Source organism: Paenibacillus melissococcoides (assembly GCA_944800085.1).
GTDB classification, from domain to species: Bacteria; Bacillota; Bacilli; order Paenibacillales; family Paenibacillaceae; genus Paenibacillus_B; species Paenibacillus_B melissococcoides.
The window spans coordinates 66,878-88,404 of sequence record CALYLO010000015.1 but is presented as its reverse complement, the minus strand read 5'-3'; the positions used below and the strand labels follow the sequence as shown (position 1 = coordinate 88,404).

The following is a 21,527-nucleotide window of genomic DNA, read 5'->3' as shown; positions in this document are numbered from 1 at the left end:
ACGAATGATGGCGACCACATGTGTCATCCGTGAAGTCAACCGCCATGTGGGCGAAGAAGTCCGCATCGGCGGCTGGCTGCATAACAAACGTTCCAGCGGCAAGATTCAATTTCTGCAGCTGCGGGACGGCACCGGGTTCATCCAAGGTGTCGTCGTGAAGAGCGAAGTGCCGGAAGAGGTATGGGAAGCGGCCAAGAGCTTGACGCAGGAGAGCTCTTTGTATTTTACAGGGATCGTTCGGGAAGAGCCGCGCTCCAAATCCGGCTATGAAATGACGGTAACCGGAGTCGAGATCATCCAGTTGACGCAGGACTATCCGATTACGCCGAAGGAGCATGGGGTCGACTTCCTGATGGATCACCGCCACCTGTGGCTGCGGGCGCCAAGACAGCGCGCCATCCTGACGATTCGCGCCGAGATTATTCGCGCGGTGCAGCAATTTTTCGACGAGCATGGCTTTACGCTGGTCGATCCTCCGATCTTGACGCCTTCCTCTTGCGAGGGCACGACGGAGTTGTTCCATACGAAATATTTCGAAGAAGACGCATTCCTGACTCAGAGCGGGCAGCTCTACATGGAAGCTGCGGCGATGGCGCTGAACAAGGTCTACTCGTTCGGCCCGACCTTCCGCGCCGAGAAATCGAAGACCCGGCGCCACCTGATCGAGTTCTGGATGATCGAGCCGGAGATGGCCTTCGTCGATCATGAAGAGAACCTGCGGGTGCAGGAGCAATTCGTAGCTCATATCGTGCAGTCCGTGCTGAAGAACTGCCGCGCCGAGCTCGATACGCTGGGACGGGATGTCTCAAAGCTGGAAAAGGTGAAAGCTCCGTTCCCGCGCATCACGTATGACGAAGCGATTCAGTTTTTGCAGGAGCAAGGCCACGACATTCCGTGGGGCGAAGACTTCGGTGCGCCGCATGAGACGGCGATCGCCGAGAAATACGAGACGCCGGTATTCATTACTCATTACCCGACATCGATCAAGGCGTTCTATATGAAGCCGGATCCGAACCGTCCGGAAGTGGTGCTCTGCGCCGATATGATCGCGCCGGAAGGTTATGGCGAGATTATCGGCGGCTCGCAGCGGATCGACGATCCGGAGCTGATGCAGGAGCGCTTCCGCGAGCATGAGCTCTCCGACGAAGCGTATCAGTGGTATCTTGACTTGAGAAAATACGGTTCCGTGCCTCATTCCGGCTTCGGTCTAGGACTGGAGCGGACGGTGGCGTGGATTTGCGGACTTGAGCACGTTCGGGAGACGATTCCGTTCCCGCGCCTGTTGTACCGTCTGTATCCATAAAAGGCCTGAAGCATGCGCAGCGCCTTGCGGCGCCGGCATGCGCGGCCTGATAGCTAGCACATGATCCCGTATCGCTTCGGTGATACGGGATTACTCTTAGATAAGTTCATGAATTTTTTGGAAACATTATCAATGTAAGCCTTACCAAATGCGTTCGTTTGTGCGACAATAAGGAGAGTATGTTGGGAAGAGGAGGTACCTTGGTGAGTGTAGACGGATTCCGGACCTTCGCCAAAGGGTTGGCGCTAGGCCTGCAATCGGGCAGCATTAGCGTGCCGTATCATTTGCTGCGTTATTACAAGCATTGGAAGTTGAGCGATTCGGATGTGATGCTGCTCATTCACCTCATCGGCTTCAAGCAGCAGGAGATGAAGGAGTTCCCGACAATCGACGAACTGCAGGAACGAATGGGAGCAGCTCCTGATGCGGTTATCAAATCGCTGCAGAAGCTGATGAAAGAAGGTTTTTTGAGCATAGACGACAATATCGATCCAGCGACGGATGTCCAGTACGAGCAGTACAATTTGACCGGATTGTGGGAAAAGCTCGCCTTGGCCGCCGCCGAGGAAATCCGGGCGGAACGGCAGCGGCTCCGGGCGGCGGCCCCGCTGTCGGACGCGGAGCCGCCAAATCTGTTCAATATATTCGAGAAGGAATTCGGACGGCCCCTCTCCCCGATGGAGTGCGAGACGATCGCCGGCTGGATTGACGAAGACCGCTACCCGGAAGAGCTGATACTGCTGGCGCTGAAGGAAGCGGTATTCGCCGGCAAAGTGTATTTCCGCTACATCGATCGGATATTGCTCGAATGGAGCCGCAACCGCGTCCACACGATCGAAGACGCCAAGGCGTATACCCAGCGGTTCCGTTCGAGCGCGAAGGTGCGCATCCCTTCCGACAATTGACCATGAACCGCTGCCAGAATAGCTCCACTCGAACCCCCGGCCCGAATCAGGAAGACTCATTGCGCCGGGGGTATTCATGTGTGGGGGAGCCGCAGTGTCGGACTAGCGCTGGTGAATATCAATGCGCTTCTCCAATAGCGCGAGCGCTTCCGCGACTGCTTCGGGATGGGTCACCGGCAGCATATGATGCCCGCCGCGCACAGTCAGGAGCGAAGAGTGCTTGATGTCGCGGTGCAAACACAGCGACTGCAGCTCCGGCCGGTACGGCTCCTTGTCTCCGGCAGCAATGACGATCGGAACGGACAGGCCGGGTACCGGGAACAAGCTGCTCGGCCGTCCGCAAAAAATAAAAGACATCCTCTCGATTGGCGCGAATCTGGGTTCGAATCGCGAGATTCGAGTGTGGTGGTTATGCTCCCTCCTCCCTGTGCGTGTATCGTGCCCTTCTGTGATATGCCCAGTTTTATGTAGTGCTTTGAAGTGTTATAAAGTGTTATAAAGTGCTATAAAGTGCTATAAAGTGCTATGAAGTGCTATGAAGTGCTATGAAGTGCTATGGAGTGTTACGCAGGGTTAGGGCGCTTATGCATACTCTCCCCTCGACTCAGTGCCCAATCGATCAAGGGGGCTCGATTCCAAGCGGCAAGTATACAGGGATGCCTTTCAACTTCGGTACTCCACAAAACTAGCGATTCACAAAAGAGAACGTCCTGTAACACGGATACGCTATCGCTCACCCACCTTCCCTTACCGACGGGGAGAATGGTTATAAGGTAGGTCAAGCTTATTCAGCTACGTAACGGCGAGGAGATTGGTTATAATACAGGCCAAGCTCATTCAGCTTCCTAACGGCGGGGAGATTTGTCTATAAGGCAGTCCAAGCTCACCCGACTTCCTGACGCACGGGGAGATTGACTATAAGGCAGTCCACAAGCTCTTCCCGGATTCCTGACTACTGAAAGAAGAGCAAGATTCCATTCATGGACCTGACGGAAGGGGAGAATGGAGCAAAGGACCGCGTAAGCGGCCACCACCGCGTGACCGGCATTGCGGAGATACTCCGCAGCGGCATCCGGTTAAAAATACGACCGCTTTGAAGAACGGTCTTGCAAAGCGATCGCAGGTGAAGCCCTATAATCCCAATGCTTTCATTCGATAGACATGCTCGAACAGAAACTCGAACGCCTCGAGATGGCGCTTCGCCTCGAAGCAGTTGGCTCCCCAGGCGTATATGCCGTGGTTGCGCAGCACGATGCCCGGGATGGCCGGATTGAGCTTGGCCGTAATGAAGGGAACGATGCTCGGAATATGAGCGTAGTTCGGAACGACCGGGATGTCGATCCGCGCATTTTCCTCCCAGATGTTGAACGCTTTGATAAGCTCCACGCCTTGGACGGAAATACTTCATCCCATAGATCTCGGACACGATATTGTTGAATACCGTATGAATGTGAAAAATGGCGCCTGCCCCGGTTAACCGGTAAATCTCGCAATGGATGAGCGTCTCCGCGCTTGGGCGCAGCCGGGTCGTCTCACAGGGCTGTCCGGCTTCATCCACGAACAGGAAGTCCTCTGGCGTATGTACGGACTTGTCCTTGCCGCTGGCCGTAATCGCGAATTGAAAACGCCCCTCCTGGATATCCCCTGTAGGGACGGACAGATTGCCGCTCGTCCCGGGGAACCAATGACGCGCTGCGAATTGTTCCTTGATGCTGCGCAGCTCGGCAAGGGCGTGCTGCTTTTCCTCCATAGTTAACCGGATGTCTATCATGAAGCCGAACCTCCCAGATGCTCGATAACATCATAAAACGTCTCGAACGGCGCATAAGGAAGATGCAGCTCTTCGCATTTACTGATAAGCTGGGCCCGCGCGTAGACGAACTCGACCAGCTTCGCTGCCGCGAAGTCCGTCACGCTGTCCCCGATAACGATCCGCTCATATCGTTCCTGCGGAAAGCGGCGCACAATGGTCGCCTTGCACATGCCGCATTTGTTCCGGCACGGCTCCTGGCAAGGATGTGGCCATGTGATCCGAATGGACTCTCCGCTGAAGTCGCTGCCGTTGCAGTAAATATGATCGAAAGGTATGCCGAACGGCTCAAGCAGCGGATAGACGAAGAAGTCGATGCCGCCGCTCGTGACGTACAGTTCGATATCGCTGTCGTAGCAGTAGCGGACGAATTCCTCGAATCCCGGCCGAATCACGGCTTGTCCGAGCGCGAATCGGATGACATCATCCCGCATCGACGATGGCAGCAGAGCGAACATTTGCCCGACGCCTTCCGAGATGGAAATGCGTTCCTCCAGCACGTCTTGGACAATCGGTTCCCAGCCCGGCGGGTTGAAGTGGCGGATAATGGCGATAATATTGTCGTTCACGGTAATCGTACCGTCGAAATCGCAGAAAATGATCCGTCGTTGGCTTTCGCTCACTGCTTCACCCCCCAAGCTTGAATCGCGGCCCGCAGTTCTTCTTGATCAGCCGCGCAGCTTTCCAGGGTCTTGCCCTGCATGACGGCGTCAATAGCCTGCACGAATGCGCGCCCTCCGGCAGCGGTCCCGAGCGGATGCCCATGGATGCCCCCGCCCGCATTGACAATGACATCGATGCAGAAGTCGCGAATGATAAGCGGCACGATACCTGGATGGATGCCGGCGGACGGCACCGGGAAGCTGCGCTGCAGCGCCATATCCTGCCGGGTGAGCGCATCGCGGATGGCGAAAGTATCCTCGGCCGGCATCGTAACGGAGCCGTATGGTGACGGGAACAGCACCAGATCCGCTCCGGCGAGCCGCATCAGCTTGCCGAGCAGGAGTTGGGCCGCGATGCCGTGATACGGCGACGGATACATGCTGCCCGCCATCGCCGGATGCGCCGCGATCGGCACGGATATATCCGGATCCGAGCTGAGCGCGTGCAGCACATCGAAGCCATAGGCAAGCGCATTGAACAGGAAGGCGTTGGCTCCGGCCTCGATCGCGCGCAGCGCCTGATCGCGAAGCTTGAACGTCGGGCCTGTCAGATTGACCGCATACAGAAGCTTTCGCCCGGTCTGCTGGCTGACGGCATCGGCCGTCTCGATGCAGGCCTTTACCCTGCGTTCGATTGGCGTGAGCGGATTTTCGAACAAGATTTCGTCGTCTTTAATGATATTGACTCCGCCCAAAGCTTGCTGCCGGAATTGTTCGGCAAGAGCCGGCAGATCATAGCCGATGACGGATTTGAAAATGCTCATCAGCAGGGGCCGATCATGCACATCGACCAGCTTCCGCACCCCGTCGAGGCCGAACTTCGGTCCGGGGAACGCCTGCTTGAACGCATCGGACCATTCGATGTCCATCAGCCTGATGCGTCCATCCATGGACAGCTTCCCGAACATCGTCACGAGCAGCGCCGGCAGATCCCGGCTGTAGTTGACGTCGGGATAGGCGATCGTAATATCCGCATACCGCTCGCCCGGGATGTCGGATTCGACAGGCACGACGGAGAGGACTTGTCCCAGATGCTTGGCCATATCCGCTTTTTGCGCTTCCGGCAGCTCGGTCCAACTGCCGACCGTCATGCCGACGGCGATGCCTTCCGCCTTGCTGGCGAAGTCGGCCCGATCGTCATAAATGCGATACGTGGCGGTGCAATGTGCTTTCAATATGTCTCCCTCCCAATCTGTTCTCCCATCTCTTGCGCGCGGGCTTCCGCGCGGTGTATGGCGGAACGAAGCGCCTGCTGGAATTGGTGCTTCTCCAGCGTCTCGATCGCGGCTGCGGTCGTCCCCCCGGGAGAGGTCACCTTGCGCCGAAGCTCGGCCGGATCTTCTCCGGTCAGGCGGACCATCTCGGCCGCCCCCCGTATGGTCTGCACGGTCAACTCGCGGGCTTGTTCCGCGGAGAGCCCGCCGTCGACGCCCGCCGCGATCATCGCTTCCATCAAATAGTATACATATGCCGGTCCGCTTCCGGATAGTCCGGTAATAATATTCATTTCATGCTCGGCCACCACGGTTGCATAGCCTACGGCCTGAAGCAGATGGAGCGCGGCTTCCTGCTGGTTCGCGGACGTCTCGTCCGACCAGCAGACGCCGGTGGCGCCGAGCCCGATCGAGCTGGATGTATTCGGCATCGTGCGCACGACGGGAACCGGGCCTGCGAGGCGCTGCATCGTGGCGATCGAGAGCCCGGCGACGACGGAGAGCAGGAGCGCGCCCGGCCGCAGGCAGGTCTTCAGCTCGGCGAGCGCGCCCGCCGCATCTTTCGGCTTGACGGCGAGCAGAACGATATCGGCCGCCTGCAGCAGCCGCGCTTTGCCCTGCGGGGAGTTATCGGCAGTGACGCCGTAGCGCCGCTGCAGTTCCTCCAGCCGCTCAGTATTGCTCCGATTCACGACCGCGATCCGGTCCGGCGCGGTCAGCCGCTTATCCGTCAGGCCGCGAATAATCGCTTCCGCCATAGAACCGGCTCCGTAAATGCCGATGCGAAGCGAGCGGAACGAGTCGGTTATAGGTGCATGTCGATTTTCCATCAGTATCATTCCTCTCTCTTCCTATCCATATCGATTCGCAAAGATTCTCTATTTTAAGAACGAATTTGTCCTGTTCCGTAGATTCGGTACTTGCTCGAGGTGAGAGCGGGCAATCCCATCGGGCCGCGGGCATGCAGCTTCTGGGTGCTAATGCCGATCTCGGCGCCGAAGCCGAATTCGAATCCGTCGGTGAAGCGGGTCGACGCGTTGTGATAGACCGCCGCGGCGTCAACCTCCTGCAGGAAGCGTTCGGCATGCCGCGCATTTTCGGTGACAATGCACTCCGAATGCATTGTGCCGTAACGGGCAATATGCTCCAGCGCGGCATCGAGCGAATCAACGATGCGCACATTGAGGATGTAATCGTTGTATTCGGTCGCATAGTCCGCTTCGGCGGCTGACGCCACCGATGGATCAAGGACCCGCGTCTGCTCGCAGCCGCGGAGCTCGACATCCCGGGCGCGCATCTGGTCCAGCAGCGGACGCAGATGCCGCTCCGCATACGCCTGATGCACGAGCAGCGTCTCCATGGCGTTGCAGACCGATGGACGCTGAGCCTTCGCATTGACGGCGATCGCTTCCGCCATCTCTGGACGGGCCGATTCATCGATGTACGTATGGCAGATGCCGGCACCCGTCTCGATCACCGGTACGGTGGCATTTTGCACGACATTCCGAATCAGCGAAGCGCCCCCGCGCGGGATGACGACGTCGAGCAGCCCGTTCAGCTTCAGCATCTCATCGACCGAGGAGCGGTCCGGATTTTCGATCAATTGCAGCGCATCCGCCGGCAGCGCCGTCCCGGCCAGCGCCTCGTGCAGCACGGCGACGATGCGCTTGTTCGATTCCATCGCGGCCGAGCCGCCCCGCAGGACGACCGCATTCCCGGTCTTCAGACAGAGGCCGGCCGCGTCGACGGTCACGTTCGGCCGAGCTTCATAGATCATGCCGATGACGCCGAGCGGGACCCGGAGCTTCTCGACCCGAAGGCCATTCGGACGGGTGAACGTCTCCAGCACGTCGCCCACCGGATCGGGCAACGCGGCAATCTGGCGCAGACCTTCCGCCATCGCTTCGATCCGCGCGCTGTTCAGCGCCAACCGATCAAGGAGGGAAGGGGAGGTGCCTTGCTGCCGGCCGTTCTCCAAGTCCTTCGCATTGGCTTCGATAATGGAGCGTTCATTCTCCCGCAGCTTATCCGCCATTTGCAGCAGCGCTGCATTTTTTTCCTCCGTCGTCAGCCGGTTCATGATCTGGGCCGCTTGCTTCGCCAGACTGGCTTTGTTACGCACTTCACTCATCGTAATTCCTCCTTATCAAAATCTGTTTTGCCGAAACATCAGGAACGCAACGTAACCCATTCGTCGCGGTGAATGACTTCGATCCGGTGCACTTCCATCCGCTTCATCACTTCGTCGCTCGACCAGCCGGCCGCCGTGCGGAGCTGATCGGAATCGTAATTGACGATGCCTCTGCCGATAAGCCGCTCATCGGGCCCGATGACTTCGACCACGTCGCCGGAATGGAATTCGCCCTCGATCGATCGGACGCCGGCGGGCAGCAGGCTGGAGCCTTTGGCCAGCAGCGCATCCTCCGCACCGGCATCGACGCCGATGCGCCCATGCGCCGTCGAATGGAAGCCGAGCCACTGCTTCTTCATCGGCAGCGCGTGAAAATGGGTGTCGAAATAGGTTCCCTTTCCGTCGCCGTCCACCGCGTGCAGAAGATCGCCCGGTTCATTGACCTTGCCGACGAAGGCGGGTACGCCCCCGCGCATGGCGATGCGCGCCGCGTCCAGCTTGGAGCGCATGCCGCCCGTGCCTACGGAGGAGCCGGCCCCTCCCGCATACGCGTACAGATCCTCGTTAATCTCCTCGACGCGGTCGAAGCGGGTCGCCCCGGGATTCGTCCTCGGATCGGCGGTATACAAGCCGTCCGTATCAGTGACGATGATGAGCCGGTCCGCGTGAACCAGATTGGCGACGAGCGCAGAGAGCGTGTCGTTATCGCCGAACTTCAGTTCCTCGACCGAGACGGTATCATTTTCATTAATAATCGGGACAACGTCCCGGGCCAGCAATTCCTGCAGCGTCATATACGCATTATGTCCCCGCCGGCGGTTCGCGAAGTCGGAACGGGTGAGCAAAATTTGGGCCGCAGGCACTCCATGCATCTGCAGCTGCTCCTGGTACGCCTGCATCAGCAGAGCTTGCCCGACCGCGGCCGCCGCCTGCTTCTCATGAAGCTGCTTGGGCCGCTCCCGGTAGCCGATATGCCGGAAGCCGGCCGCCACCGCTCCGGAGGTGACCAGCACCACCTGGGCGCCGCGTTGGCGCAAGGCGGTAATCTCTTGGACGTAGAAGGAGACCCGATCGCGAGCGAGGCCGCCATTGTCCGACGTAAGGGAACTGCTTCCGATTTTCATTACGATGCGTTGCAATTCAATCACTTCCTGCCGTTATACTGCGTGCTTTTATGCTTGTTGCGGAATAAAAAAAACTTCCGTCCTATAAAGGACGAAAGTCGATCTTCCGCGGTACCACCTTTGTTGAAGACGGATGTGGCTCCTGCGGCTTCCGGCCAGTGCAGCCTGACGCTGCCGTTGATCAAAGGCCTTCCGCGGGATTCCTCCGCTTCCTGCTTCCTGCCGATAACGGGGCTGCCGTTCAGCTTCGCGACTCGTCGCTTACGCTGACCGCTCAAGGATAGGTTCCGCAACGGTCAACGGCGGTGCTTGCAGCCGGGGCATCCGCTCTCTGGGCATGACTTGGTTGCGTACTGGTCCTGTCATCGCGTTCCATGTATCCGGCGCCTGCCGTTCCATGCGGCGGCGCGGTTACCATTAGAATACCATGCGATTCCGAGACGTGTAAAGCGGGGGATAGCTACGAAATGTCGCCGCCGGGCGGAGTCGTGTCCACCAGGGGAGATCGGAAGCCGTCTCAGCCGCCGAACAATCCGAGCGCTCCGATGCGCTCCGCTGCCTCGATCAGCCTTTCCTCCGGCGCAAGCAGGCCGAGCCGGACATAGCCTTCTCCGTGCCCGCCGAATCCAATGCCCGGCGCCGTTACCACATTCGCCTGCTCCAGCAGCAGATCGGCGAAAGACGCCGACGTAAATCCGGCAGGCACCGGGAGCCAGCAGAAAAAGGAGCCGGCTGGCGGCTGCGCGTTCCAGCCGATGCGGTGCAGCTCCGTATATAGCGCATTGCGCCGCGATTCATAGGTCGCGCACAGCTCCCGGACGCAATCCTGCGGTCCGGTGAGGGCGGCCGCCGCGGCGGCCTGCACCGCGCCGAACAGACTGACGTACATATGGTCCTGCATCAGATTGATGAGCCGGATGATCTCGGCATTGCCCACGGCGAAGGCGACGCGCCAGCCGGCCATATTGTAGGTTTTGGACATCGTATAGAATTCGACGCCGACTTCTTTCGCTCCCGGAAGCTCCAGGAAGCTGATTGGACGGTGGCCGTCGAAGCCGATCGCGCCGTAGGCGAAATCGCTCGCCACGATAATGCCGTTCCGCTCGGCAAAGCGAATCGTGTCTTCGTAGAACGGGCGATCCGCGACGGCGGATGTCGGATTGTTGGGGTAATTGAGGAACATCAGCTTCGCCCGTGCCAGACATGCGGCGTCAATCCGCTCATAATCCGGCAAATACCGGTTCGCCTCAAGCAGCGGCATCATGACCATCTCGGCGCCGGCCAATGCGACCCCGGACCAGTAATCGGGATAGCCGGGATCGGGAACAAGACAAACGTCGCCCGGGTTCAGCAAGATTTGGCTGATTTCCACGAGCCCGGTCTTGCCGCCGAACAGTACTGCGACCTCGGTATCCGGATCCAGGTCTACGCCGTAATCGGCCGAGTACCGCTCAGCGACCGCCTCCTTGAGGAAGCGGTAGCCCTGGAACGGGGGATAGCGGTGGTATAACGGATTCGCAGCCGCTTCCTGCAGGGCCGCGACGATATGCGAAGCCGTCGGCAGATCGGGGTTGCCCTGCCCGAGATTGATCACGTCGTGACCGGCCGCGACTCTCGCCTGGGCCCGCGCTACCAGAGCGGCGAAGAACTGCTTCGGCAGACTGTTCATCCGGTCGGCAGGCACGATTGTAGGTATCATAGGCTTCATCGTAATTCACTCCAGACACATATATCGCCAAGCGCGAAGATTAACCATAATTTAGCATGTTTTGCCGGAAGTGTATACCTCTTTTTGATTACGATGAGAAGGAATCAGCCGTCCCGAGGGTCAATTGCTTGATGGCGTCACTTGCCGCGGGGACGCCGGAGCAAGCAGCTTCTGCATGAACGGCTTCACGTTCGCCGAGATGCGCAGCAGGAACGGCTTCCGCTGCTCGGAGAAGACGAGGAGCAGCGGGTCCTTGTCCGGACAGTAGATTAAGAACACGTCCTTCGTCTTCAATTCCGCCGACGGGAGCTTGATCTCCACGGGCGATTCGAGCGGAATGCGGACGATATAGCCGCAGCGGCTGTCGATCGTCAATTGGGGAGCGAGTCCGGTAACGGATTGAAGCCATTCCTTAGCCGCTGCCTGGTGTTCTTCCTGGTTCGGAATCGTCTTAATAATGCGTTCCTGCTGCATGTCGAACAGTTGAACGGGAGGAACCTTCGTTGACGGGGCGGTGTTCCCGGTCTCGAATTCCGCAGGAAATGCGCCGGCGACGCCGGACCAAGCGAAGACCCCGATCAGAAGCGCAGCCGCCGCAGCTTGAATTGCTTGTCTTATCATAAGGAAAACTCCTTTCTTTTCGTCGCCATAATAGAGGATGTTCAAAAAGTCGTTGTTGAACACGAACTTATAGACCTTCTATAGTCTGTCCGGCTTGACTCCACTCCATGAAAAGGTATCATGAAGGAAAGTGTGGAAAACAGGACAGAGCGAAGGAGCGTGTCGATCGAATGAAGCCGGAAGCATGGAGAATATGCCTCATTCAAATGGATGTCAGCATCGGAGAGCCGGAACGCAACGCGGACCGCGTAAAGCGCCGTATCGAGCAAGTGATGGGCCGTCCGGGTGTACGGCCTGACGTCATTGTGCTCCCGGAGATGTGGAATACGGGCTATGCGTTGGAGAAGCTCGATCAATTGGCTGATCCCGGAGGGGAAGCGGCGCGGGAACTGCTGTCGGGGCTGTCTGCCCGGCATGAAGTGAATATTATCGGCGGATCGGTGTCGGTGCGCGAAGGAAGCCGCTTCTATAACCGCCTGTATGTAACGGATCGCCAGGGGCGGATTGCGGCTCAATACGACAAGACGCATCTGTTCCGGTTGATGGATGAGCATTCGTATTTGACTGCGGGAGACCTGGTGGGACGCTTTGAACTGGACAGCGTGCCGTGCGGCGCCATCATTTGCTATGATCTGCGCTTCCCGGAGCTTGCGCGCACGCTCGCCCTCGACGGCGCAGAGGTGCTGTTCGTGCCGGCCCAGTGGCCGCATCCGCGCCTTCACCACTGGCGCACGCTGCTGACGGCCCGGGCCATCGAGAATCAGATGTTCGTCGCCGCCTGCAATCGGGTGGGCACAAGCAAAGGAGCGGACGGGACGGCGTCCGCCTTCTTCGGCCATTCGGTCGTGCTTGATCCTTGGGGAGAAACCATCGCGGGGGCGGAAGAAGAAGACACGGATATTTACGCGGATATCCCGCTGTCCTCCGTCCAGGAGGTCCGCAGCCGCATTCCGGTATTTGCCGATCGGCGCGAAGCGTTGTACCGCGGAAGCGGGCACCCCGTATCCGCCGAGGAGCGGGCATGAGCACGCCCCCGCGTTCGAGGCGGCACGGCCGGAAGCGGCGAGGCGGAGCCCGGCGGAAGCTCATCATCCTGGCCGCGGCGCTGCTTGCCGCCGCCGTCGGGCTCGGAGCGTGGATCGCCCTTCAGCCTCTGGCAGGACCGTCGGGAGGGCTCGATACAGGCGCCAGCGGCCCTTCGTCTCCGAGTGGAAGGCCGGCTGGGGACGATGGAGCAGCCGAGGAACAGGAAAAGGAGAAGGCGTTCATTGAACAGATGCTGTCTGGCTTGTCGCTCGATGAGCGGATTAGTCAAATGCTGATGGTGGATTTGGAGGCGGTCGAGCGGGAAGCCTCCGGCGTTCCACTGGAGGAAGCGATGCGGCAGCTCCGTCCCGGCGGGGTCGTCCTGTTCCGCGGCGATATTCCGGATATCCGCACGGTAGTCACGCTGAATCGCAGCTTGCAGCAGACGGCCGCCGTTCCGCTATGGATCAGCGCCGATCAAGAGGGCGGCATCGTCACGCGGCTGCCCTTCGCCTCGGCGCTGAACGGCAATATGGCGATCGGCGCGACGGGACGTGCGGGAGCGGCCGCCGAGACGGCGGCGACGCTCGGCGAGATGCTCGCCAAGCTGGAGATCAATCTCGACTTTGCGCCGGTCGCCGACATCAACAGCAATCCGGACAATCCGGTCATTGGCCTCCGCTCATTCGGCTCGGATCCGGAGCAGGTTGCGGACTTCGTCACATCGTTCATCGGCGGCATGCATGCCGCCGGGCTGCCTGCGGTCGCCAAGCATTTCCCCGGCCATGGGGACACGGCGGCCGATTCGCATGTCGGGCTGCCGAAGCTCGATTACGGTCTGTCGCGCTTCGAATCCGTCTAATGGGTGCCGTTCCGGGCCGCGATCGCGGAAGGCGTCGATGCGATCATGAGCGCGCATATTCAAGTGCCGCAGCTGGAGCCGGCGACAGCCGTCTCCAAGCTGGACGGGAAGCCGATTGCGCTGCCGGCGACCTTGTCGCCGCATATCCTGACCGGCGTGCTGCGTGAACAGCTTGGCTTCCAGGGGGTCATCGTGACGGATGCGCTCAATATGAAGGCCATCGCCGATCACTTCGGCAGCGAGGAAGCGGCGGTCATGGCGGTGAAGGCAGGGGCGGACATGCTTCTGATGCCGCCGGAGCCGGCCGCGGCGGTGAGCGCGATACACCGGGCGGTGGAGGCCGGCGAGCTTGAAGCCGCCCGGATTGACGACAGCGTCCGCCGGATATTGCGGATGAAGCGGAAATACGGCCTGCTGCCCGACACGGCCTCCCCGCCTATCCCGCTGGAGGACGCGATCCGGGGAGCCGAGGCGTATTTCCAATCAGGCTCGGCGGAAGAGACGGGCGATCGTATCGCGTCCGAAGCGGCAACCGTGTGGGGGACAGCTGTGAAGACGAATCTGCCGCTGCTTCGCGGAGACGGAGGGCGCGTCATCCTAATCGGTGATCAGCGTACGGTGCTGGAGCGCGTCCAGCGCGAGATCGAAGCAGCCGCTTCCTCCACGGCCGGGGGCAGCATCCAGGTCGACGCACGAACGGCAGCGGAGGCCCCATCGCCGCGGCAGTGGCCGGCTGGGGCGGTCGCGGTCTGGGTTACGCAGGACCTGCATCATGATCGCGGCCGCGCGGAGGCGGCAAGAAGCTGGTTCCAGGCCGCGGCGGAGCAGGGCATTGCAGCCGCCGTGCTGTCCGTCGGAACTCCGTACGATATGGCTGAACTGCCGGATATCCCGCTCGGCATCGCCGTTTACGGGACGACGCCGAGCAATCTCCGCGCCGGCGTCTAGGCGCTGTTCTCCGCCGAACCGCCCGCAGGCAAGCTGCCGGTCGCGCTGCCATAGACAGACATACAGCCCCGAACCGTTACTAGCGGTCTCGGGGCTGTCTTCAATTTATGGGGCTTCGGATCCGCTCCCATACCGCTTGGCGACCGCCGTTTTCAAGGTCTGAATAAAGGCCGATGCCGCATGGGACATATAACGGCCTTCACGATAGGCGATGACGAGGGTGCGGGCGGGACGTCCGGCCAGCGGCAGGTAGGCGGGGACGAATTCGATGCGAGGCGCCCGCGCGATGAAAGCGGGGACGAGCGCCACGCCCATTCCGGCGGCGACAAGCGATTGCACGGTCTCGATATTGCTGCTCTCGAAGACGACATTCGGCCGGAATCCGGCCTGCTCGCACAGATCCATCGTCAGCTGCCGGAAACCCTGTCCCCGCTTCAGCAGGATGAACGGCTCGTCCTGCAGGGAAGCGAGTGGAACGGCTTCGGCGGGAGCTCCGCTCTTGGGCAGGAGGGGATGCTCGTTCGGGACCGCGAGCAGAATCTCCTCATCGACGAGCGGCTCCCAGGCGAGGGCCGGATCGGTCAGCGGCAGCGAGAGCAGGCATAGATCGTTTTTTCCTTGGGCCGTCATCCGTTCCAGATTGGATGTAGACGTATCCTCCACGAGCACGAGCTCGATATCCGGGTAGATCGAATGGAACGAAGGAAGGACGTGCGGAAGCAGGTGAGAGCCTGTAATCGGCATCGTCCCGATGACGACCTTCCCTTTTTTCGTCTGGCTGATATCGGCCATCTCGCTTTTTAATTGCTCCATCGCATCCCATATTTTCTGTGCGCGATCGACGAAGATCTCGCCGGCATGCGTCAGCTCGACCGAATTCGTCGTCCGGCGGAACAGCAGCACGCCGATTTCCTTCTCCAGCTTGGACAGCTGCTGGCTGAGCGAGGGCTGGGCGATATGCAGCTTCTCGGCTGCCCGCGAGAAATTGCGTTCCTGCGCAATCTGCACCGCATATTGTAGTTGCCGGAATTCCATAGGTATGTCCTCCCAACGAATGAGTAAATGAAAGAGTATAGATCACTTCATGATATACAAATGAGTTATAGGTTAAACCTATCATTCTTATAGATATTATATCTTGGATCAATGAAGAAGCAAATGCTATATTCATTCTAATAGTACAGCGCATTATGCGGAGAGGTGAAGAACGAATGGCTGCAAAGAAAACAATGTATGAAAAAATTTGGGATGATCACGTTATCGTTCAAGAGGAAGGAAAGCCGGGGATCTTGTACATTGATCTGCATCTGGTGCATGAAGTCACATCGCCGCAGGCGTTCGAAGGGCTGCGCATGAGCGGCCGCAAAGTGCGCAGACCGGAATTGACGTTCGCTACGATGGATCACAACGTGCCGACGAAGGATCGCTTCAATATTACCGATCCGATCTCGAAGCAGCAGATCGACACACTGTCCAAAAACTGCGCGGAGTTCGGGGTAACGCTGTTCGATCTGAACAGCATCGATCAAGGAGTCGTGCACGTCATGGGTCCTGAACTCGGCCTGACCCATCCGGGCAAGACGATTGTATGCGGAGACAGCCATACGTCCACCCACGGGGCGTTCGGAGCGCTTGCTTTCGGTATCGGCACCAGCGAGGTCGAGCATGTGCTGGCCACCCAATGCCTGCAGCAAGCCAAATCGAAGACGATGGAAGTGCGCTTCGTCGGCAAGCGGAAGCCGGGCGTAACGGCCAAGGACATGATACTCGGCTTCATCGCCCAATACGGAACGGACTTCGCGACCGGGTATGTCATCGAATATACGGGCGAAGCGATACGCGAACTGACGATGGAAGAGCGGATGACGGTATGCAACATGTCGATCGAAGCGGGGGCGCGCGCCGGACTGATCGCGCCGGACGAGACGACCTTCGAATATTTGCGCGGACGCCAGTATGTTCCTCAGGGCGAAGCCCTCGACAAGGCAATCGAACGCTGGAAGCAGCTTGCCACCGATGAAGGGGCCTCCTATGACATGGTCGTGGAAGTCGATATGGACAGCCTTATTCCACAGGTAACCTGGGGCACGAGCCCGGGCATGGGAACGGATATTACGGCCGCGGTGCCGAATCCGGCAGATTTCAAGACCGAGAATGAGCGCAAAGCCGCGGAGAAGGCGCTTGAATATATGGGGCTTACGCCGGGAACGCCGATGACGGAGATTAACATCGATTATGTGTTTATCGGATCATGCACGAACGGACGGATTGAAGATTTGCGGGCGGCCGCGGAAGTGGCCAAAGGGCATAAAGTGAGCGATAAGGTCACCGCGATCGTCGTGCCTGGATCGGGCCGCGTAAAATTGCAGGCCGAGCGCGAAGGGCTGGACGCCGTGTTCAAGGAAGCGGGCTTCGAATGGCGCGACGCCGGATGCAGCATGTGCCTTGCGATGAATCCGGACGTGCTGCAGCCGGGGCAACGCTGCGCATCGACTTCGAACCGGAATTTCGAAGGACGCCAGGGCCGCGGAGGCCGCACCCACCTCGTCTCTCCGGCGATGGCTGCGGCCGCTGCCATCAAGGGGCATTTCGTCGATGTGCGCAATTGGGAATTCAAGTCGGAAGTATTGAACTAGGAGGGAACGGACGATGCAACCATTTACAACGATGACGGGATTGGTGGCGCCGGTGGATCGCGTGAACGTGGATACGGACGCCATCATTCCGAAGCAATTTTTGAAGCGTATCGAGCGCAGCGGATTCGGGCAGTTTCTGTTTTACGAATGGCGGTTTGACGAGGAAGGGAAGGAAATTCCGTCCTTCTCGCTTAATCAACCGCAATACAGCGGAGCGACCGTGCTGCTCTCGCGGGCCAACTTCGGCTGCGGCTCCTCGCGCGAGCACGCGCCGTGGGCGATTCTCGACTACGGATTCCGCTGTGTGATCGCTCCTTCCTTTGCGGATATTTTCTATAACAACTGCTTCAAAAACGGCATTCTTCCTATCAAGCTGACGGAGGAGCAGGTGGAGGACCTGTTCCAGCGGACGGCGCGCCATGAAGGCTACAAGCTCCATATCGACCTGGAGAATAAGCAGTTAACCGATGATTACGGCCTGTCCTGCTCGTTCGATCTGGATGAGCATCGCCGCCAATTTTTGCTTCAGGGACTCGATGATATCGGGTTGACCCTCCAGCATGAAGATGCGATTGCCGCCTATGAAGCGAAGCATGCCGAGCGTCTGGCCGCTTCCGCAGCCCAATAAATAGAAGAGACTCCCTGTTCCGAAGCTTAGTCCTCGGGAGCAGGGATTTTTTTGCTTATGCGGATTCAAGCGCAGACGGACCCAGCCGCAGGAGGAAGAGATGCCATCTACAGGGAAATGCGCGGGACAGAATATTTATGGGACATGCCGGAACAATAGGACTGTAAATATTTTTGAAGGTGTGGGGGAATTAGCAATGAGCATTCGTGTGACGCTCTATGTCCTTGTTGTTGTTCTGCTGGCTATGGCACCCGGCTGCGCTCCTCAAGCTCAACAGCAGCCAGCGCCTGATGCGGCTGAACAGCGGGATATCGACCGCGGCCGGCTCAATGCGTCGAGTTCAGAAATAGAAGCACCCGATGATGGGCCACGCAATAAAGGCAACCGAAGCGAGCGGGACGAATCGCTCTCGCAAGAGCCGCCTCGTCCTCAGCGGAAGGAAAAAATACTGTTGGACGTTCCCCTGGTCGCGCAAAATCCTGAATTGAAATACGGTTGCGAAGTGACAAGCTTAGCAATGATATTGAAATATGCCGGTGTTCACGTCGGAAAAATGGAGCTGGCAGATAAAGTGAAAAAGGATCCGGATAGCCTGAAAACCGGCAAGGCGGGCGATATCACTCATTGGGGCGACCCGAACGAAGGCTTTGTCGGTGATATAACGGGGAAAGAGAAAGGCTACGCGATCTATGCTGAACCGCTTGAAGATCTGATGAAAAAATATTTGCCGGGCCGCACAGTCAATTTGACCGGTCAACCGTTCGAGCATGTGCTGCGGCATCTAAGCACAGGAAAGCCCATCGTGACCTGGACTACAGGAGATTATAAACTGCCAGATCGCTGGGAGTCGTGGAAGCATGGAAATGAACAAATTACGACTCCGCTCGATCTTCATGCGGTCGTGTTGGCGGGTTATGATCCGGACTATGTATATCTCAATGATCCGCTATCCGCCCGCAAGGCAGTCAAAGTAAATAAGAAGCAATTCATCAAGTCGTGGCATGCGCTCGGGTCCCAGGCATTGTCGTATCATTGATGCTTCGCCCTGTTTTTCTATGATGAATAAGCACGTATTGAAGCCCTGTCCAATGGATTCTCTCCTTGACGGCACTTTAGGAAGGTCATATACTCGGCATGATGATACGCATGATTCGAAGTGCTTACCTTGTTGCTCAAGAGGGGGGAGTTCCATGAGAGAGCGGCTGATGCAAGCGGCCCTGGACTTGATGTTGATACAGGGACTCAAATTTACGATGAGCGATCTGGCCAGGGAGATGGGGATAAGCAAGCGAACGATTTATGAGCATTTCTCCTCAAAGGAGGAGTTAATCGGCTCGATCGTTGACCAATCGATCGATGAAGTGATCCAGCTTGAGAAAGGGATTTACGAGAATCCGCACTGGAACAGTCTGGAGAAGCTGAAACGAGTGCTCTCCATCGTGCCGAGCGGGCTGAAGCTGAGCGATCAGCGGCTGCTGGCGGAGATGAAGCGGCTTGCTCCGAATGAATGGGATAAAATCAACAATTATTTGCGGGAAGAATGCGGGTGGTCTACCGTAACCAATATCATCGAAGAAGGCATTGCCGCCGGGGAAATACGGCCTGTCCATGTGCCGAGCGTCGTGCAGATGATGATCGGAGCTTCGGCCGCCTTGTTCGATCCCGAATTTTTGATGCGCTCGTCCTGTACGCTGCAGCAAGCGGTAGCATTGATGGCGGAGACGATGACGCAGGGACTGGCAGCTCCGGCGAGCGATGCGGAGACGCAGGCTTGAACGGCAAGCTAGCCCGGATACCGGTTACCGCTATACGAATAGGTAGAGGATTCCATCGACATCTATTTTACATGATATGGGCATTAATGGAATGTACGGATTGCAAATAACCGGGGGTGTCTCACGGCACTGCAAAATAATGGAGATGGCGAGGTAACAGAGAATGTGGATGCGGGAAAAACGGCGGCGCGCAAACCGGTGGAAGATGGATGAAGCAGTGAAATGCTGCGTGGATGCATCAATTTCTGCTCTTTCAGCCGCGATTTGATGAAATTCCTGCAAAAGTACATGATGTTCATCGATTTTTGTATTTTATCGATTGTTTAGTCAGAAATTGATGCCGTTTTGCAGGATTCCCTGTAACGGAGTACACGTCATAAAGGAAAAGTGTAGTTTTGCAGTTTTTCGGCGGTCGAGCTTTGAGAATCAAGGGGGGCTGTCTCACTGTAGTGAAAGACTACTTTTGGGACACCCCCGGCTCGTTCTTTTTGCTGAACACATTAAGATTTGGAATTGACCACGACCTGCTGTCTTACTTCTCCTGCATGGCCATCTTGCTTCACCTGGACATCCTTCGCGGAGCGAAGCGGGATTTCCTTCAGGAAGAAGGTCAGGACGACGGCTACCGCCGTGACGATAGCGCCTGTCAGGAACGTGCTGGTCACGCCGTAGCTAAGCGCTTCGCGCACCATATGAACGAGATTGTCGACCATCGTCTGAAGTTCGGGCGGTAGCTGGGTCATGATGCCTTCCAGCTTCGGCTGATCGAGCAGCGTCTGCGGATTCATCACTTCCTTGATCGATTCCGCATATTTCGGGTCGATCTGCATCTGGCCGCCGGAAGCGCCGGATGCCGCGCCAAGCTCGGTCATTTTGCCGGCCATGTGCGAGCTCATGACCGTTCCCATCACGGCGATGCCGATCGTTCCGCCCAAAGAACGGAACAACTGCGACGATGCGGTCGCGACGCCGAGCTGCTTCGGTTCTACCGCATTCTGAATCGTCAAAGAGAAGACAGGCATGCTGATGCCCAGCCCGAGTCCGACGATGCACATATAGATAACGGTAATATAAATCGCCGTCTCCGGAGTCATGAAGTGCAGCAGCACCATGCCGAAGGTCATAATGAGCAGGCCGGCGATGGCCATCTTTTTATACTTTCCCGTCTTCGAGATGAACTGGCCGATAAATGCCGTGCACAGAATCATGACAACGGACATCGGCATCGTGACATAACCCGAAAAGGTTGGGGAAATGCCCTTAACCCCTTGCACAAAGAACGGAACATAAATGATGGCGCCCATCATGCCGGCATTCAACACGAATCCGGCCAGGTTCGACACGGTGACGATACCGTTGCGGAACAGCGACAGCGGCAGCACCGGAGATTTGACCTTCATTTCCACCAAAATGAAAACGATGAGGGAAACGAGGGTTGCCGAGAACAAGCCGATGATTTGCCATGAACCCCAAGGATATTTGCCCGCGCCGTCTCCCGCCCAAGAGAAGGCGAGCAGCAGCGGCACAATGGTCGTCGTCAGGAAGATAGAGCCCCAATAATCGATCGATTCTCCTTTTTTCCGTTCCACTTTCGGGAACAGGGCGATAATCATGAAGAAGGCGATAATGCCAAGCGGCAGGAACATCCAGAATACCCATCTCCAATCCAGATGGTCGACCAGATATCCTCCAAGCGGCGGCCCCAGCACGCTGGACAGTCCGAACACGCCGCTCATGACGCCCATCCATTTCGCCCGCTCCCGCGGTGCATACAGATCCCCGACCGCCGTAAATGCGGTAGACATAATGATGCCGGCGCCCATCCCCTGAATGCCGCGGAAGGCAATCAATTGAAAAATATCGGCGGAAAAACCGCTCAGGAAGGCCCCCAGCATGAACAGGGCGATACCTGCCAAAATAAAAGGCTTGCGGCCAAAAATGTCGGATAATTTGCCGACCAGCACGGTAGCGACCGTCGAGGTCAGCAGATAGATCGTGATGGCCCATGTATAATAGTCCATCCCGCCCAGCTTGGCGATGATGCGAGGCATGGCGACACCGATGATCGTCTGATTGATGGCCGAGAAGAACATCGCCGCCATAATCGCGATCATGATTGTTAATTTTCGTTTTTCTGATAGATGTTCCATAAATCCACTCCTTGTCTTACTCCA

At 58.0% G+C, this 21,527-nt stretch carries 18 protein-coding genes and 2 pseudogenes; 8 read left to right on the top strand and 12 right to left on the bottom strand.

Annotated features, from left to right (window positions below; all coding sequences use genetic code 11):
• The first annotated feature begins 7 nt into the window (after nt 1–7).
• Nucleotides 8–1,303, top strand: coding sequence for an asparagine--tRNA ligase (gene asnS / locus OCY70_RS32455; protein WP_213426082.1), 1,296 nt, complete (start codon nt 8–10; stop codon nt 1,301–1,303).
• 203 nt (nt 1,304–1,506) lie between these two features.
• Nucleotides 1,507–2,208 carry a DnaD domain-containing protein gene (locus tag OCY70_RS32450; RefSeq protein ID WP_213426081.1) on the top strand — a complete coding sequence of 234 codons (702 nt, stop codon included), beginning with the start codon at nt 1,507–1,509 and terminating at the stop codon, nt 2,206–2,208.
• A gap of 102 nt (nt 2,209–2,310) precedes the next feature.
• Here the strand turns inward: OCY70_RS32450 and OCY70_RS32445 are convergent, their stop codons facing one another.
• From OCY70_RS32445 to OCY70_RS32400, 10 genes and pseudogenes are all read right to left on the bottom strand, one after another.
• Nucleotides 2,311–2,565, bottom strand: coding sequence for an alpha/beta fold hydrolase (locus tag OCY70_RS32445; protein ID WP_213426080.1), 255 nt, complete (start codon nt 2,563–2,565; stop codon nt 2,311–2,313).
• Nucleotides 2,566–3,339: 774 nt separating this feature from the next.
• Nucleotides 3,340–3,979, bottom strand: a pseudogene (gene mtnB / locus OCY70_RS32440) (methylthioribulose 1-phosphate dehydratase).
• On the bottom strand, nt 3,976–4,641 hold the full coding sequence (locus tag OCY70_RS32435; RefSeq protein WP_213426079.1) for a 2-hydroxy-3-keto-5-methylthiopentenyl-1-phosphate phosphatase: 666 nt from the start codon (nt 4,639–4,641) through the stop codon (nt 3,976–3,978). Before OCY70_RS32435 ends, mtnB begins: the two are co-directional and overlap by 4 nt.
• Nucleotides 4,638–5,855 (bottom strand): 2,3-diketo-5-methylthiopentyl-1-phosphate enolase, encoded by a 1,218-nt coding sequence (locus tag OCY70_RS32430; RefSeq protein WP_213426078.1) that lies wholly within the window; start codon nt 5,853–5,855, stop codon nt 4,638–4,640. Before OCY70_RS32430 ends, OCY70_RS32435 begins: the two co-directional genes overlap by 4 nt.
• On the bottom strand, nt 5,852–6,733 hold the full coding sequence (gene proC / locus OCY70_RS32425; protein ID WP_213426077.1) for a pyrroline-5-carboxylate reductase: 882 nt from the start codon (nt 6,731–6,733) through the stop codon (nt 5,852–5,854). The genes OCY70_RS32430 and proC overlap by 4 nt, the downstream gene beginning before the upstream one ends.
• A gap of 44 nt (nt 6,734–6,777) precedes the next feature.
• Nucleotides 6,778–8,025 carry a glutamate-5-semialdehyde dehydrogenase gene (locus OCY70_RS32420; protein WP_213426076.1) on the bottom strand — a complete coding sequence of 416 codons (1,248 nt, stop codon included), beginning with the start codon at nt 8,023–8,025 and terminating at the stop codon, nt 6,778–6,780.
• 38 nt (nt 8,026–8,063) lie between these two features.
• On the bottom strand, nt 8,064–9,149 hold the full coding sequence (gene proB, locus OCY70_RS32415) for a glutamate 5-kinase (protein ID WP_373871405.1): 1,086 nt from the start codon (nt 9,147–9,149) through the stop codon (nt 8,064–8,066).
• Between the two features lie 20 nt (nt 9,150–9,169).
• Complete coding sequence (locus OCY70_RS32410; RefSeq protein ID WP_213426074.1) at nt 9,170–9,427, bottom strand: hypothetical protein; 258 nt, start codon at nt 9,425–9,427, stop codon at nt 9,170–9,172.
• A 239-nt stretch (nt 9,428–9,666) separates the two neighbouring features.
• Nucleotides 9,667–10,857: a pyridoxal phosphate-dependent aminotransferase gene (locus tag OCY70_RS32405; protein ID WP_213426073.1), complete on the bottom strand. Its 1,191-nt coding sequence runs from the start codon at nt 10,855–10,857 to the stop codon at nt 9,667–9,669.
• Nucleotides 10,858–10,977: 120 nt separating this feature from the next.
• On the bottom strand, nt 10,978–11,478 hold the full coding sequence (locus OCY70_RS32400) for a type IV secretion system protein VirB6 (protein ID WP_213426072.1): 501 nt from the start codon (nt 11,476–11,478) through the stop codon (nt 10,978–10,980).
• A 170-nt stretch (nt 11,479–11,648) separates the two neighbouring features.
• Between OCY70_RS32400 and OCY70_RS32395 the strand changes: the two genes are divergently transcribed.
• Together OCY70_RS32395 and OCY70_RS32390 are read left to right on the top strand one after the other, a co-directional pair.
• Entirely contained in the window at nt 11,649–12,503 is an 855-nt protein-coding gene (locus OCY70_RS32395; protein WP_261948896.1) for a carbon-nitrogen family hydrolase, read from the top strand.
• Nucleotides 12,500–14,314 (top strand): annotated as a pseudogene (locus OCY70_RS32390) (glycoside hydrolase family 3 N-terminal domain-containing protein). The gene OCY70_RS32395 and the pseudogene OCY70_RS32390 overlap by 4 nt, the downstream one beginning before the upstream one ends.
• Before the next feature lie 105 nt (nt 14,315–14,419).
• Here the strand turns inward: OCY70_RS32390 and OCY70_RS32385 are convergent.
• The gene (locus tag OCY70_RS32385) at nt 14,420–15,349 is read right to left on the bottom strand and encodes a LysR family transcriptional regulator (RefSeq protein ID WP_213426070.1); all 930 of its coding nucleotides are present in this window, start codon (nt 15,347–15,349) and stop codon (nt 14,420–14,422) included.
• 176 nt (nt 15,350–15,525) lie between these two features.
• Here OCY70_RS32385 and leuC point away from each other — a divergent pair, with 176 nt between their 5' ends.
• From leuC to OCY70_RS32365, 4 genes are all read left to right on the top strand, one after another.
• Nucleotides 15,526–16,950: a 3-isopropylmalate dehydratase large subunit gene (leuC, locus tag OCY70_RS32380; protein ID WP_213426069.1), complete on the top strand. Its 1,425-nt coding sequence runs from the start codon at nt 15,526–15,528 to the stop codon at nt 16,948–16,950.
• Nucleotides 16,951–16,963: 13 nt separating this feature from the next.
• A complete protein-coding gene (gene leuD, locus OCY70_RS32375; protein WP_213426068.1) occupies nt 16,964–17,578 on the top strand; it encodes a 3-isopropylmalate dehydratase small subunit in 615 nt (204 codons plus the stop codon).
• Between the two features lie 196 nt (nt 17,579–17,774).
• On the top strand, nt 17,775–18,614 hold the full coding sequence (locus OCY70_RS32370) for a C39 family peptidase (RefSeq protein WP_249724418.1): 840 nt from the start codon (nt 17,775–17,777) through the stop codon (nt 18,612–18,614).
• A 154-nt stretch (nt 18,615–18,768) separates the two neighbouring features.
• Nucleotides 18,769–19,353 (top strand): TetR/AcrR family transcriptional regulator, encoded by a 585-nt coding sequence (locus OCY70_RS32365; RefSeq protein WP_213426067.1) that lies wholly within the window; start codon nt 18,769–18,771, stop codon nt 19,351–19,353.
• A 500-nt stretch (nt 19,354–19,853) separates the two neighbouring features.
• Here the strand turns inward: OCY70_RS32365 and OCY70_RS32360 are convergent, their stop codons facing one another.
• Nucleotides 19,854–21,503, bottom strand: coding sequence for an MDR family MFS transporter (locus tag OCY70_RS32360; RefSeq protein WP_213426066.1), 1,650 nt, complete (start codon nt 21,501–21,503; stop codon nt 19,854–19,856).
• Between the last annotated feature and the right edge of the window lie 24 nt (nt 21,504–21,527).